This is a genomic window from Pontibacter burrus, assembly GCF_010686685.1.
GTDB lineage: Bacteria > Bacteroidota > Bacteroidia > Cytophagales > Hymenobacteraceae > Pontibacter > Pontibacter burrus.
In genome coordinates this window covers 272,310-285,471 of sequence record NZ_JAAGWD010000004.1, presented here as the reverse complement: position 1 = coordinate 285,471, position 13,162 = coordinate 272,310, and the positions used below count along the sequence as shown (strand labels likewise).

At 47.7% G+C, this 13,162-nt stretch carries 13 protein-coding genes; 8 read left to right on the top strand and 5 right to left on the bottom strand.

Features of this window, described 5'->3' with window-relative positions; all coding sequences use genetic code 11:
- Positions 1 to 50: 50 nt before the first annotated feature.
- A complete protein-coding gene (locus GXP69_RS10800; RefSeq protein ID WP_163915074.1) occupies positions 51 to 539 on the bottom strand; it encodes a hypothetical protein in 489 nt (162 codons plus the stop codon).
- Between the two features lie 130 nt (positions 540 to 669).
- On the opposite strand from GXP69_RS10800, the gene GXP69_RS10795 reads away from it, so the two are divergent.
- Positions 670 to 2,634: a peptidylprolyl isomerase gene (locus GXP69_RS10795; protein WP_163915073.1), complete on the top strand. Its 1,965-nt coding sequence runs from the start codon at positions 670 to 672 to the stop codon at positions 2,632 to 2,634.
- Positions 2,635 to 2,708: 74 nt separating this feature from the next.
- On the opposite strand, the gene GXP69_RS10790 is transcribed toward GXP69_RS10795, so the two are convergent.
- Complete coding sequence (locus tag GXP69_RS10790) at positions 2,709 to 3,353, bottom strand: thioredoxin family protein (protein ID WP_163915072.1); 645 nt, start codon at positions 3,351 to 3,353, stop codon at positions 2,709 to 2,711.
- Between the two features lie 119 nt (positions 3,354 to 3,472).
- Complete coding sequence (locus GXP69_RS10785) at positions 3,473 to 4,408, bottom strand: DUF1684 domain-containing protein (protein ID WP_163915071.1); 936 nt, start codon at positions 4,406 to 4,408, stop codon at positions 3,473 to 3,475.
- Between the two features lie 216 nt (positions 4,409 to 4,624).
- Here GXP69_RS10785 and GXP69_RS10780 point away from each other — a divergent pair, with 216 nt between their 5' ends.
- Genes GXP69_RS10780 through GXP69_RS10770 form a run of 3 tightly spaced genes read left to right on the top strand, consistent with a single transcriptional unit; the run spans position 4,625 to position 6,984 of the window.
- Positions 4,625 to 4,879 carry an autorepressor SdpR family transcription factor gene (locus tag GXP69_RS10780; RefSeq protein WP_163915070.1) on the top strand — a complete coding sequence of 85 codons (255 nt, stop codon included), beginning with the start codon at positions 4,625 to 4,627 and terminating at the stop codon, positions 4,877 to 4,879.
- A 4-nt stretch (positions 4,880 to 4,883) separates the two neighbouring features.
- The gene (locus tag GXP69_RS10775; RefSeq protein WP_163915069.1) at positions 4,884 to 5,543 is read left to right on the top strand and encodes an SdpI family protein; all 660 of its coding nucleotides are present in this window, start codon (positions 4,884 to 4,886) and stop codon (positions 5,541 to 5,543) included.
- 31 nt (positions 5,544 to 5,574) lie between these two features.
- Positions 5,575 to 6,984, top strand: a complete 1,410-nt coding sequence (locus tag GXP69_RS10770) for an alpha/beta hydrolase family protein (protein ID WP_163915068.1) — start codon at positions 5,575 to 5,577, stop codon at positions 6,982 to 6,984.
- A gap of 152 nt (positions 6,985 to 7,136) precedes the next feature.
- On the opposite strand, the gene GXP69_RS10765 is transcribed toward GXP69_RS10770, so the two are convergent.
- Positions 7,137 to 7,817, bottom strand: a complete 681-nt coding sequence (locus GXP69_RS10765; RefSeq protein WP_163915067.1) for a hypothetical protein — start codon at positions 7,815 to 7,817, stop codon at positions 7,137 to 7,139.
- Positions 7,818 to 8,220: 403 nt separating this feature from the next.
- Here GXP69_RS10765 and GXP69_RS10760 point away from each other — a divergent pair, with 403 nt between their 5' ends.
- The 4 genes from GXP69_RS10760 (at position 8,221) to GXP69_RS10745 (ending at position 12,113) form a co-directional block, all read left to right on the top strand.
- Positions 8,221 to 9,141 carry a DUF6263 family protein gene (locus tag GXP69_RS10760; RefSeq protein WP_163915066.1) on the top strand — a complete coding sequence of 307 codons (921 nt, stop codon included), beginning with the start codon at positions 8,221 to 8,223 and terminating at the stop codon, positions 9,139 to 9,141.
- A 185-nt stretch (positions 9,142 to 9,326) separates the two neighbouring features.
- Positions 9,327 to 10,115, top strand: a complete 789-nt coding sequence (locus GXP69_RS10755; protein ID WP_163915065.1) for a hypothetical protein — start codon at positions 9,327 to 9,329, stop codon at positions 10,113 to 10,115.
- A gap of 52 nt (positions 10,116 to 10,167) precedes the next feature.
- Positions 10,168 to 10,692: a GNAT family N-acetyltransferase gene (locus tag GXP69_RS10750; RefSeq protein WP_163915064.1), complete on the top strand. Its 525-nt coding sequence runs from the start codon at positions 10,168 to 10,170 to the stop codon at positions 10,690 to 10,692.
- A gap of 242 nt (positions 10,693 to 10,934) precedes the next feature.
- Entirely contained in the window at positions 10,935 to 12,113 is a 1,179-nt protein-coding gene (locus tag GXP69_RS10745; RefSeq protein ID WP_163915063.1) for a DUF4932 domain-containing protein, read from the top strand.
- Positions 12,114 to 12,315: 202 nt separating this feature from the next.
- Here the strand turns inward: GXP69_RS10745 and GXP69_RS10740 are convergent, their stop codons facing one another.
- The gene (locus tag GXP69_RS10740) at positions 12,316 to 13,026 is read right to left on the bottom strand and encodes a DNA repair ATPase (RefSeq protein ID WP_204281992.1); all 711 of its coding nucleotides are present in this window, start codon (positions 13,024 to 13,026) and stop codon (positions 12,316 to 12,318) included.
- Between the last annotated feature and the right edge of the window lie 136 nt (positions 13,027 to 13,162).

The following is a 13,162-nucleotide window of genomic DNA, read 5'->3' as shown; positions in this document are numbered from 1 at the left end:
TTTCGCTTTATTTGGGCAAGTTGTCGCCTGCTATGTAGGGATACAAACATTTACAAAGCGCTCCGGGTAATGGAAATATTTTTATGAAAGGCTATTGCTTCAAGCTTTTGTTTTGCCTTTTTAAGTGCGGCCTCGTCGCGCAGTTTAGACAGTCGCACCAGGTGTTGCTCTTCGTTTTTAAGTATGAACAGCACATTGGTAGGCTCCAGGCGCATTACATCTACTTCGGCCCAGTCAAACTCCTGCTCCTTTTTAAAAAGACCTGTGCGGTAGCGCACGCCCTGGCCTGTAACCGTCACATGTCCTCGGAACTCCGGATGCCGGTAAAACCAGATACGCACCAACAGCAGTAAAAAAACTACCAGGTGTAATAAGTATAAACCAAGAAAACTATAGGTAAAGCCTTTTGTGATAACCAGGTAAGCAAATAAACCGAGCTGCAGCAGTAACAACAATACCGCCATTAAGGTAGTGCGCTGCTTTGCTTTCAGTTCGTCAGCGTGATTTACTTTAAATAATCTAAAATGTACTTCTTGCATAAATGATATGTAATCACGTTAAATATAGCTATTTTATAGTTTAGTACAAAATCGAAACCGCATTTAGAAGCATCGGTTACGAGCAGTTTCCGCTGATTTTAGTATATTCAGGCACTCAACAACAACACACATGAAAAGACTCTATGCGTTGAGCCTGGGCCTCTTACTGCTCAGCTCCTGCCAGTACCTGCCACAAAAAAGTGCTGAGCCTGCAGCCGGCCTGAATAAATTTGCTGACCCGCAACTGCAGCAACTGTATACCTTACAGGACGAACGCAAAACCGCCGACCTATTGCCTTACCTGCAACACGGCAAGTATACTTACCGACAGGAGGCAGCCCTTGCATTCGCATCGGTGCAGGACTCGCTGGCCCTTCCGCAACTGCTGAGCCTGCTTACCGATACATCTACTGCTGTGCGCTCTGCGGCTGCTTATGCCATTGGCCAAACCGGGAATTCGAAAGCGGAGCACGCACTTATAAGCCACATAGAACACGAACCAAAGCCAAAAGTGCAGGCCAGCATGCTGGAGGCACTCGGCAAAATAGCTACTCCGCCCGGCGTTTACTTTCTGGCAACGTACAAGGCAAACAACCCGATCGCCCAAAGCGGGCAGGCCTGGGGACTTTTCCGGGCCGGCATACGCCAGCAACACTCCGAACAGAGCCTTGCGCTGGGAGCAAAATTTCTATCTGAAGCATACCCTTACGAAACCCGCCTGGCCGCAGCAAACTTTCTGGCCCGTACCCCACGCGTTGACCTTACTTCGTTCCGCGACGAACTTCTGAATGCCGCTACTTCCGATTCGTCGGCAGATGTACGGATGGCTGCCACACAGGCACTGGCAAAGGTACGCGCCCTTGGCAAGGCCGGTCTTTTAAGTGGCATAGCCCAGAGCGATCCGGATTACCGTGTGCGGTTAAGCGCCATCCGTTCCATGACAGGCCTGGATTATGCCGACATCAAAACTGCCCTTCTTGCCGGGCTGCAGGATAAAAACATAAACACAGCAGTGGCAACATCGGAGTTTCTGGTAGCTAATTATGCGGGCATCAACACAACGGATATGCAGCAGATACTGCCAAAGCTGACTAATGCCCGTGTGCGTGGCAACGTGATCTGGGTGATTCTGCGCAACAGCCCGGCGCGGGGTATGCTGAGTGAGCGCTACAAGAGCTACTTCCAGAACGCAACCGACCCTTACGATAAAGCCCAGTTCCTGAAAGCGCTGGCAGGTGATTTCAACAACTATAAGTTTATTTCTGAGGCTATGTTTGCGGCTAAACAACCGGTTATCTCTACCACCGGCATGGATGCCCTGCTGCTGATGCGCACGCAGTCCGACTTCCCAACAGCGCTGGAAGCGGATTTTGCACAGATCTTCCGGAAGGCGGTAGGTTCGGGCGATGTGGCCCTGGTAGGTATGGCCGCCGGCGCTATCCGCGATCCGAAGCTGAACCTGCGCAGCCACTACAGCAACTATAGTTTCCTGACGGAGGCACAGCAAAAACTACAGCTGCCCCGCGACATGGAGACCAACATAGAACTGCAGCGAACCATAGATTTCCTGAACGATAAGGAAACCGCAACTCCTGAAAACCCTTTCACCCACCCTATTAACTGGGCACTGGTAACCAGCATACCAAAAGACCAGCAGGTAGAGATCCGTACAAGCAAAGGCGTGATCGTGTTGCAGCTGTTTGTAGAAGATGCCCCGGGCTCGGTGGCTAACTTTGTAGAGCTGCTTAACAAGAATTTCTTTGATGGCTTATTCTTCCACCGGGTAGTGCCAAACTTTGTGGCGCAGGGTGGTGATAAACGCGGCGACGGCTGGGGAAGCTCCGAATATTCTATCCGGTCTGAGTTTGCTCCTTTAAATTACCGCGAAGGCTATGTAGGCATGGCATCGGCAGGGAAAGATACCGAGAGCAACCAATGGTTTATTACGCACTCACCTACTCCGCACCTGGATGGCCGTTACACCATTTTTGCTAAAGTTGTGGAAGGCATGGATGTTGTGCACCAACTACAAATCGGTGACCGGATGGACTATGTAAAATTACGTACTCCGCTACTAGCAGCACCCGTTCAGTAACCGGGCATAAACAACTATAAAACAAAAAGGCGACACCAGTGTGTCGCCTTTTTGTTTTATAGTTGTGCGGTATTCTAGCTGTTTGCTATAGTTTCATCGGCTGTAGCCCAGGCTTTTATCAATGGAATAAACTCCTGCTGCAGTGTGCGGCTACGATCTTTGCCATACCAGCCATGCAGCTTTTCAGCCATTTCCTTAAAATCCATTTTCTGCTCCTTGGCATCCAGCACCAGTTGTTGTGCCGGTTCTGGTCGCGGCCCCCAGGTACCCAGTTCTTCCAGGGTCTCTGCATCCAGCGCGATTAGTTTTGGTATGGAGCGGCCACCGTTGGTCAGGTAGGCATCCATTACATCCAGGTGCTCATCGCGAAGCAGCAGTTTTACTTCTATCAGCGGGCTGGCATCGGCAATTTTAACAAGACCGGGCAGGTTTTGCGCGGCATCGCCACACCAGGCTTCGGTTATCACCAGCCACACCATTTTGCGGTTTACATTTTTCAGGGCATCCAGCATTTCGTCTGTCAGCACAGCGGTTTTTTCGCCGCGGCGCATGCGGTGTAGGTTCATGCGGGTATACTCTACCAGGTCGGGAGAATGGTTGGTACCTGTTGTTTTATTTTCGGCCAGCAGTTGTTCTGTTAAGGCTACGTAGGCACTATAGTCCATGGCCTGGGCCAGGTGTGCCGGCGTAATTACATTGGGTGTGTTTTCTGTTGTCATGTTTCTAATTCGTTCTGCACTGCCCGGTATTGCAGGCTAGCTGCAATACCGGGCTCACATACGAAACACGTATTTACCGGAAATGTTTCAACTGCACCATCGGGCGCGCCAACTATAGTTTAGTACCCGCTTTCGCTTTCAAAGGACTTCTCTCCGGCAGGCACTTCTACCTGCAGAAAGTTCTGTTTCGGAGGCAGCGGGCAGGTAGCATAGGTTACAAAGGCGCAGGGCGGGTTATAGGCCTTGTTAAAATCCACCATCACGTTTCCATTTTCGTCGGGCAGGTCGGTGTACAGGTAGCGGCCTGCGCCGTAGGTTTCGTGGCCGTTGGTTTTATCGGCAAAGATCACGAAAAGCTGATTACCTTCCTGCAGCACATCCAGTCTTTGCTCTTTTCCGTCAATTTTAAATACCAGTGTGCCCGGTGTTTCCTCCTGACTGGTCTGGCCAACTATGTTGGTAATGGTAATGGTACGACCGGTGTTATTCGGCTCTAGCTTGGCCTGTATGTTGTAAGCCGGGTTCACCTCATAACGGTTAATCCCTGCAAAGTTTTTCCGGATATCGCTTTCAGTATCGAGCAGGCGCACGCCGTATTTGTCGCCGCGTTTTATGACAAACCAGGTCAGCGAACCGTGTTTCAGCTTTGGAGCCTCTACAGTATCCGAACTATAAACTATAGCTTCCTGCACTGGTTTTCCGTCCAGCTGTACATCCACACCTTCCTTTAGTTTAACTTTTACCTGGTTATCGGCCAGCACAAAAGTACCTGCCTGCTCGGCTATCTTGCCTTCCGGAAAAACAAGGTCGTTGCCGGGTCCGCTACCAAAGGTATTCTCGCCGGGCTCCAGCCAGAACAAACCAACCAGTGCCAGCCAGCCATCTTCTTTCTTCAGGTTACCGATGCGCTGCTCATGCCACGCTTCTATAGTTGCTTTGTAAGCGGCCGCATCTTCGGTAGTGGCAGTTGCTTCGGATTCGGGCGAGCTGGTACAGCTGCTTATAGTTGCCACGCCAAACACAAGCGCCGCAGCGGTTATCAGGTTCTTGAGCATCCCTTATTATCTGCTTTTTTTACTAAGCCTGCAAGTTAACATGTTTTACCTGAACCACAGCTTTCAGTCTACTCCTGCAATGGCACTGGTAGCAACCAATAACCCGGCTTATCTTTTATTAAACGATGGCAACTCTTAAAAAGCATAAAAAACACAAACTATAGTTTGACTTTTACCATATTATTTAGATATTTGTCTAAATACCTAATCTTGATTGTGAACAAAGTTTTTAAAGCCCTGAACGATAATACCCGCCGCGAGATCCTGAACCTGCTAAAGCAAAAGGATATGACCGCCGGCGAGATTGCAGAGGCTTTTAATATTACCAAGCCCAGCATTTCGCACCACCTGGACATTCTGCACCAGGCCGAACTGGTAACTTCGGAAAAGCAGGGGCAGTTTGTTATTTACTCGCTCAACACCACCGTGCTTGATGATATTTTATCCTGGATGATAACGCTTAAGAAATAACCCGATGAAGCAAAGAAGCAACTTACTGGAGTTCCTGATCTGGGGCATGATGCTTGTGCCGCTCGCTTACCTGTTCCTTAACTGGGCTGAGTTGCCCGACCGCGTGCCCATCCATTTCAACTTTAAGGGCGAAGCAGATGACTGGGGAAGCAAAAATTTCCTGGCAGGGCTGATTCTTTTCATCACGCTGGGTGTAAACCTGCTGTTGCTGGCCATTCCCGCCATCGACCCGAAAGATAAGATTGCCAACATGGGTAGCAAGTACCACCAACTGCGGCTGATGATGGCTATTTTTATGGCGGCGCTGTCTGTGTTTATAGTTTACAGCGCAAAAGCAGGCAGCCTGGAGAACTCTAATTTTGTAAACCTGCTGGTAGGGTTCCTGTTCGTTTCGTTCGGCAATTACTTTCAGGCCATTAAACCAAATTACTTTATCGGCATCCGTACGCCCTGGACTTTGGAGAGCGAAACCGTGTGGCGCAAAACACACCGCATGGGCGGCAGGCTCTGGATAATTGGCGGTATTCTGGTATGCCTCACAGCGCTCCTGCCCGATCCTACATTCCGTTATGTGTCGTTCCTGGTGGTGGCAGCCCTGCTGGTACTGATTCCGGTGGTATATTCTTTTTTGCTGTCTCGCAGAGAGCGACAGGCAGCCCATTAACAAAAACATCAACTATAAACCCTCTGCTCAAATGAAAAAGTACCTGCTGTTTATATTTGCCCTTGTACTTACCGCCAGCCACGTGATAGCGCAGCAACGCGCCCAAACTATAGATGGCTCCTGGAACGGTGCCTTAACTGTAGGTGGTACCAAACTTAGGCTGGTCTTCAACATCAGCAATACCAACGGCACCCTCACCGCCACTATGGACAGCCCCGACCAGGGCGCGAAAGGCATTGCGGTCAGTTCGGTAAAACTGGTGCAGGACAGTGTGTTTCTGGATATCCCGATGATACGCGGGTCGTATGCCGGCAAAATAACCGGCGCCGAAACAATTGACGGACATATGAAGCAGGCTGGCCAATCCATGCACATTCCGCTTACAAAAGGGGAAGCCGCTGAAGCCAAACGCCCGCAGACTCCGGTAAAGCCATACCCTTACCAGGAGACCGAAGTAACTATAGCTAACAAAGCAGCTGGTTTTAACCTGGCAGGCACACTTACCCTGCCACAAGGCAAAGGTCCGTTTCCGGCTGTTATTCTGATCACCGGCTCAGGCCCCCAAGACCGCGACCAGACCATTATGGGGCACAAGCCGTTCCTGGTTATAGCCGATCACCTTACCCGCCAGGGCTTTGCTGTGCTTCGGCTTGATGACCGTGGTGTAGGTAAATCGGGCGGGAACTTTGCTACTGCCACCACCGCCGATTTTGCCACCGACCTGGAAGCAGCCTATAGTTACCTGAAAAACTATAAAGGCATCAACCCTAAAAAAGTGGGCCTGATCGGGCATTCGGAAGGTGCGCTGGTTGCCGCTAAAGTAGCTGCTAAATATCCTGATGTGGCTTTCGTAGTATTGATGGCCGGTAGTGCCGTGCCAGGTACAGAATTGCTGGTAGCCCAGAACGAGGCTTTACTTAAGACCGCCGGCATGCCGGAACCACAACTGCAAAAGTACCTGCAGCTACGCAAGGCGCAATTTGAGGTAACTACTACCGAAAAAGATGTATTCAGAGCAGCAACCGCTATCCGCGAACTGGAGCAGCAGGCTAAAAAAGACATGACGGAGCAGGAACAGCAACAACTGGGCCTTACCTCGCAAAACGAGCAGGCCATAGTAGCTCAGCTAAGCTCTCCCTGGATGCGCAATTTCCTAGCTTACAACCCGGCCCCTACCCTGCAGAAACTGAAAATGCCGGTACTGGCCCTGAACGGAACCAAAGACCTGCAGGTGCCTTATCAGCAAAACCTGCCAGCCACCGAAAAAGCCCTGACAGCTGCCGGAAATAAAAACTATACGATAAAAGAACTGCCCAACCTGAACCACCTTTTCCAGACGGCCACTACCGGTATGGTAAACGAATACGGGCTGCTGGAAGAAACGATAGCACCGGTAGCACTGGAAACTATAAATTCCTGGATGAAGCAGGTAGTAAAGTAAAGCCAAAGTATATTTTATAATCGGAGGAAAGGAATCAGCACAGGTGGTAGTTACCCCAACTATAATTGAAATACTTTGAAACCGGTAAATAAAAATCGGCGCTATAGTTTCAGAAACTATAGCGCCGATTTTTATTTAGATCGTTTGCTGTTTTATTTTAACTCAGCTGTCCATGGCAGGTCGCTCGGGCCGTGTGTAAACGTTCCGCTCATTTTATCTGCATTAAATGTACCCGTTAACACATAGTTTCTTGGATTGTCATCAGCAGCGTCCATGTCATAAGTCAATTGGTTTCCGGTCACTTTCCAGGTGCCATAAGTCAGGTACACGCCCGGCGCATCCGGCTCATCGTATACTGTGGTTCCATCAGCCTTAAAGGCAACATCAGCATACCATTCGATAGTTGCTGAGTATTTAAAAAGCATAGACCACGTGGTGCCTGCCAGACTTTTTGTTTTAAGCTGAACCTCATCGCTGTAATAAGTACCAGTGGGGGTTGTGGCATATACCTTTACAAAGTAGGTAGTGTTCGGGTGCAGCTCTTCGATGGTGGCAGAAAAGGAATTACTGCTTTCTGTTGTCTTAGAATTTGCGGTAGTGGGGTTGCTTGTCAGGCTCCATACAATACCACGTGCCGTAACATCTTTCCCAAGGTCATTTACTTCGCCTTTCACCTCAAGTGTTGTAAAGGTAGCCTTTACATTGCTTTGTGTGGTTGTCAGCGAGAGGGCTGGATTTGGCTTGGCTTCTTCTTCGTCGTCGCCCAGGCAACTAACGCACAAAAACAAAATAGAAAGAAGCGAAAAGAATTTAAGTACTCCTGATACTGTCATGCATTGAATGGTTATAGTTTTGCTTACTATAGTTTTAAGTCTTATTTCAGCTTGCTCCGACTACCCTAGCATTAAATCTGCACAAGTATAGTCAAAACAATCATATATATATGCATTAACCCATATATAGTTTAAATTATACTAGTTTTTGAGTGTCTTTTTCGGCTTACAGGTTGTGTGCGTGTACAATTTAGTTTTTCTCTGTGCCTGCCTGATTAGTGTATATTTGCCTGGCAAAGTAGAAGAAACGATTGCTTACCGGGTGAAACAGGTAGTGAAGTAAAGCTGCTTTATTTTGCCGGGCTCGCTATAGTTTGTTGCTGATGTTCGGATGGAAATGTGTAAGTTTATCAACACATTTATTTTTAAAACACATTTAATCTATCCAACAAACTTTTACAGAATGAAGAAGCTTTTTACCCTGCTCTTTTTGCTTACTTTTTCGGTTTCGGCTTTTGCTCAGAAATCCGGCTTAAGCCTGAACCTGCAGAAAGATCAGGTTTACAAACAAACTACTACCTCCAGCAGCACTATTGTGCAGGACATTAATGGCCAAAAGCTGAATATGGTCATGACCATGAACGGCACGATGTCTTACCGTGTGAAGGCTGTGAATGCAAACGGCTTCAACATGGAAGCCAGCTTCGATAACCTGAGTATGGCGATGCAGCTGCCGCAGGGTGCTGTAGAGTTTAGCTCAGAAAAGAATGACCCGAACGATGTCTTTTCAAGAATACTTGGCTCTATGAAGAATAAACCGTTCAGGTTGGTAATGAGCAAGAGCGGTAAGGTTACAGAGATACAGGATATAGATGCGCTTTGGGGTACGGCCATCAACCAGTTTAGCGAGCTGTCGGAGGCAGAGAAAGCCCAGATACAGGAGCAGATCATGAAATCGTATGGCGAAGCGGCCATGAAGGGAAGTATAGAATCGGCAACTGCTATTTACCCCGAAAAGCTTGTTAACAAAGGCGATAAATGGACAGTAAGCACAAAACTGGAAGCTGGCATGGCTGCTGATCTCACTACTGATTTCCAGTATGCCGAGAACAACGCAGATCATGCGCTTATCAAGGGAAATGCCACCATCGCGACGGCCAATAAAGATGCTTATATTGAGACCAACGGTATGCCGATGAAATATAACATGGCTGGATCGCAGGTTTCAGAAATAAAAGTAGATAAAAAGACCGGCTGGATTCTGGAAGCAACAATTAACCAGAACATGAAAGGCGATGCGCATATTAAAGATAATCCGCAAGTGCCAGGCGGCCTGACCATACCCATGACGGTCGCAACTGAGATGACCATCTCCGGTAAATAACTACCACTTTATAGTAGAACTATCTACTGCGCCTGATAATGTTATAGCTTTGTCAGGCGCGGTTTCAATTACGCATCTTCAAAAAAATATACCCCATTCATTCCAGGTCAATAACTATACTTTCGGGCGTATTGCCTTTATATTACGGATGTTATAAAACTACGGGGCACTATAAAAACAACGGTATGAGATATCTCAAATTATTAACGATACTTTCTGTTCTGGCAATAACCTTAACCGGATGCACCATTCTGACAAACTCTTTCGGTTACAAAGAAACTGCTGAAAATTTTGTGAATGCCATTATGGAGGAGAACTATGACGAAGCCGTCTCGCTTATGGCTATGGAACATGAGCTGGCAAAAGGGACAGACATAGAGAACCTGAAGCAGGGGCTCGGTAGTTTGCGTGAGATGGTAGCGAAGAATTTTGGCACGCAGCTTACCTATACCTTTGTTAAAACAGAGAAAACCTTTACAACAGGCGATAACAAGCAAATACCCAATACAACTGTACTTCACCTGCAGCTTGAAAACGAAAAGGAATTCGGTTATTTCATGGTGCTGTTCGACGACCATTCTCAGAAAATACTGAACATACAACTACAGGATGTAAAGCACGCCATACCAGGCATGGCTACCTTCTGGTTGTTTGGTGTATTGGTATTAGCGGTACTGGCTTTTAATATCTACATGGTGGTTAAAGTGAAGAAAAGCAACGTTACCAAAAAGTGGCGAAAGTACCTTGCTATCATCCTGCTCAATGTTCCAACTATAGGCTGGTCTGCTGTGGGCGGTTTCTTTTTTAAATTACTCAACTTCCAGTTCATGTTCGGTATAAGCTTTTCAATGATGGGATACCTGAACTCGGCGCTGGCATTCGGAATTCCGTTGGGATCGCTATATGAACTCTGGAAATTTAAGAACGGCCTTTACGAAACTACAGACTACACTGCAACAGAGGCGATTAGCTAAAAGACCGAAATACAATAGCCACCTTATTCAACTATAGCCTGAGTAATAGTTTATGCCAGCACAAACCCACACCATCCGAAACGCCAGGCCTGAAGAGTTTGCCGAACTTGGTAAACTGATGGTACAAGTATATGAGGCGCTCGAGGGTTTTCCGAAGCCACACGAGCAGCCTAACTACTATAGTATGTTAAGCAACATCGGAGACTTTACTCAAAAGCCGGGTGCAGAGCTTTTAGTAGCTATCGGTGATGATGGAAGGTTAGCAGGTGGCGTAGTATACTTCCGGGATATGCAATACTATGGCTCAGGCGGTACGGCTACGCAGGAGCAACAGGCATCCGGTTTCAGGTTACTGGCTGTTGCCCCCGGCATGCAGGGTTCGGGTATCGGGAAATTGTTAACGCAAGCCTGTATTGCCAAAGCCAAAGCACATGGAAACCGACAGGTCATTATCCACAGCACCAAAGCCATGCAAACTGCCTGGGGCATGTATGAGCGGCTGGGCTTTAAACGCTCCCTGGACCTGGATTTTATGCAGGGCGAGTTACCGGTTTTCGGCTTCAGGCTTATGTTATAACAACCCAACTATAGTTTTTAAAAGACTGGCTTTTAGCGCGGCATGATTATAGTTTCCAGCTTACATGCCAGGCTGTACTTTACCCGGTTTCTCAGGATTTTTACAGAACAAACTATAGTTGAACCAACAAATTAAGCCTCGGTTTACTTATCTTGGGCTGATAAACTATAGCCTGTAACTATAAACTGCTTCCAAAGCCTGAAACGCTTCCTGCTATAGTTGAGCGAACCACTTTACAACACATGAAAACAAAACTACCGGCAATTCTTATGATCGGCCTGCTTCTGTTGGCAGGCTGCAAAACACCAGTTCCTACCCTCTCCAAAAGCTACCAGCGCACGATAGAGCACAGTACCCAGGTGGATGTGCCTATCGTTTATGAGGCCATGCAGATAGCCTTAAGCCTGACAGACACCTACCAATCAGATCCGAACCTTGTAAGAAAGAACACGCCGTATTACCAGGCCATGATCAGCCATTTCGGGGCGCACAAATCTCACCAGCTTGTTCTGGAGCTGGAGAAAACACTGAAGAAGGCCGGCGCTTATGGCGAAATAAACACGCTGATCAGGCTGCAGGCGCTGAACTATGAGCTGCAAAACGGAAAGCTGCACAACAACCGCAACTATAGCATACCACTGGTTTACAACATAGCACCTTATCCTTTATTCCTGCTCCATAATAACAAACGACTGATTAACTCCTTTATTAAGGAAACTGGTTTCGAGGCTTTTTACCAGCAGCACAAAAACCAGTACGCCTCGCTTGTGCGCATCAACTATGCCCTCTGCAATTATGCCGGCATGCAACAGTGGCTGGCGCAGGAATTCCCTAATGTGCCGCATGAGTCTTTGCGCGTCGTTTTCTCGCCGCTAACAGGCGGGTTACATAATGTACGGGAGCTACGCAGCAGGAATGGAGCTACAAAGCAGACGATCATGTTTGTAAGCGCCCCGGACTACGAGATGAGCAGAACGGACTGGACATTCCCTGAAAAATCGGCTTACGCCAGCAGGGTTGTGTTTACCGAGATCAACCACACCTACATTAACCCGGTTACAGACCAGTATAAGGCACAACTAGCGGCAGCCATGCAAAATCTCAGCTACTGGAAAGCAGACAAAGTTACCGGCGGCTACAATTCCTTTATCCTCACCTTTAACGAGTACATGACCTGGGCCGCCTTTACTTTATATGCGCACGACACCTACCCTACCGATGTGTTTGAACGCGTAACAGCACAACAAGAGGTTTTTATGGTTAAGAGAGGATTCACCAGGTTCAAGGAGTTTAATCGTGAACTGCTGCATTTGTATAAGCAGCAACCCAAAGAAGGTAAAGTAGAAGACCTGTATCCCGCTATCATCAAATGGATGAAGACACACTATAACACGGCGCAACAGCAAAATACAGCATCCTGAGCGATACCCGGCTATAGGTGCCAACCTGCCTTTTGCTGTTCCGGATTTGTAATCCGGAACTTATTAACTGCGGATTTGCAATCCGCTTATTTGCCCGCTGCAAAGGCTGTGTAGTTCTCAAACTATAGTTACCAGCTATAAAACAAAAACTCCCGCTACAATACTGCAACGAGAGTTTTTGATATGAAACTATAGTTTATAGTTACTTCACATTGTTCAGTTTGGCGCGAACAGCTTCTACGGCTTTCTCCATTTCCTGCACCTGCTGTTTACTTAGCTCCTGCTGCTTCAGGTTGGTCTGTACATTCTGCTCCAGTTGCTTCAGTTCTTCAGCGTTCTTCACCAGTTCGGCTTCCAGTTGCAGTTTGCGCTGGCGGTTCTTTTCTATAGTTGTCTGTATGTCGTTTGCTTGCTTTACCACGCGTTCCTGCTCCAGTTTGGTGGCTCTCAGAACATCTTCGGCCTGATTTATCTGCCTGAAGATGTCTTCGCGGTAGGCTTTGCGGGCAAAAGCCATCAGGTAACCCTCGGCAGCGGCATACTCTTTTGGCGTTGCAGTTTTATCTACATATGCTACCCCCATGTCCAGCGACCACCAAACCTGGCTACCTTCCGGAGTTGTGTTTATAGTTGAGATAATGCGCATCGGGTTGCTGGAAATCGTATCGAGCACCACACCATCCAGGGTGTAAACGCCTTTGGTGTATTTAACTTTCAGCTTGCCGGCTTTCTCTGATAGTTGGTTCTTCCAGAGTTTTTCTACCATAGCCGGGTCCAGCTGAACGGTTAGTTGCTGGCCCCGCCTGTTTACCCCGTTCACGGTTTGCTCTTTCTCCTCTACCCGCCCGGTCTGGGCATAACTCAAACCTGCTGCAAAGCATAGCAGCACCAGTAGTAAAGCTTTCAGTCTCATAAAATAATGTTGGATTAGATAATTGGCTCGCTACAAAATGTAACGCTACGAAAATAAATAAATCAAATGAAAAACAGGACCGTGCCGATGAGTAATTTAGTTAAAATTTTAAACCGCATTATCAAATACTCCCTAC

What these genes read in the sequence shown, in the direction of transcription:
- GXP69_RS10800 (WP_163915074.1), bottom strand. Translation starts at nt 539, where the DNA reads ATGCAAGAAGTACATTTTAGATTATTTAAAGTAAATCACGCTGACGAA.
- GXP69_RS10790 (WP_163915072.1), bottom strand. Translation starts at nt 3,353, where the DNA reads ATGACAACAGAAAACACACCCAATGTAATTACGCCGGCACACCTGGCC.
- GXP69_RS10740 (WP_204281992.1), bottom strand. Translation starts at nt 13,026, where the DNA reads ATGAGACTGAAAGCTTTACTACTGGTGCTGCTATGCTTTGCAGCAGGT.
- GXP69_RS10775 (WP_163915069.1), top strand. Translation starts at nt 4,884, where the DNA reads ATGAAGCAAAGAAGCAACTTACTGGAGTTCCTGATCTGGGGCATGATG.
- GXP69_RS10785 (WP_163915071.1), bottom strand. Translation starts at nt 4,408, where the DNA reads ATGCTCAAGAACCTGATAACCGCTGCGGCGCTTGTGTTTGGCGTGGCA.
- GXP69_RS10755 (WP_163915065.1), top strand. Translation starts at nt 9,327, where the DNA reads ATGAGATATCTCAAATTATTAACGATACTTTCTGTTCTGGCAATAACC.
- GXP69_RS10770 (WP_163915068.1), top strand. Translation starts at nt 5,575, where the DNA reads ATGAAAAAGTACCTGCTGTTTATATTTGCCCTTGTACTTACCGCCAGC.
- GXP69_RS10760 (WP_163915066.1), top strand. Translation starts at nt 8,221, where the DNA reads ATGAAGAAGCTTTTTACCCTGCTCTTTTTGCTTACTTTTTCGGTTTCG.
- GXP69_RS10795 (WP_163915073.1), top strand. Translation starts at nt 670, where the DNA reads ATGAAAAGACTCTATGCGTTGAGCCTGGGCCTCTTACTGCTCAGCTCC.
- GXP69_RS10745 (WP_163915063.1), top strand. Translation starts at nt 10,935, where the DNA reads ATGAAAACAAAACTACCGGCAATTCTTATGATCGGCCTGCTTCTGTTG.
- GXP69_RS10750 (WP_163915064.1), top strand. Translation starts at nt 10,168, where the DNA reads ATGCCAGCACAAACCCACACCATCCGAAACGCCAGGCCTGAAGAGTTT.
- GXP69_RS10765 (WP_163915067.1), bottom strand. Translation starts at nt 7,817, where the DNA reads ATGACAGTATCAGGAGTACTTAAATTCTTTTCGCTTCTTTCTATTTTG.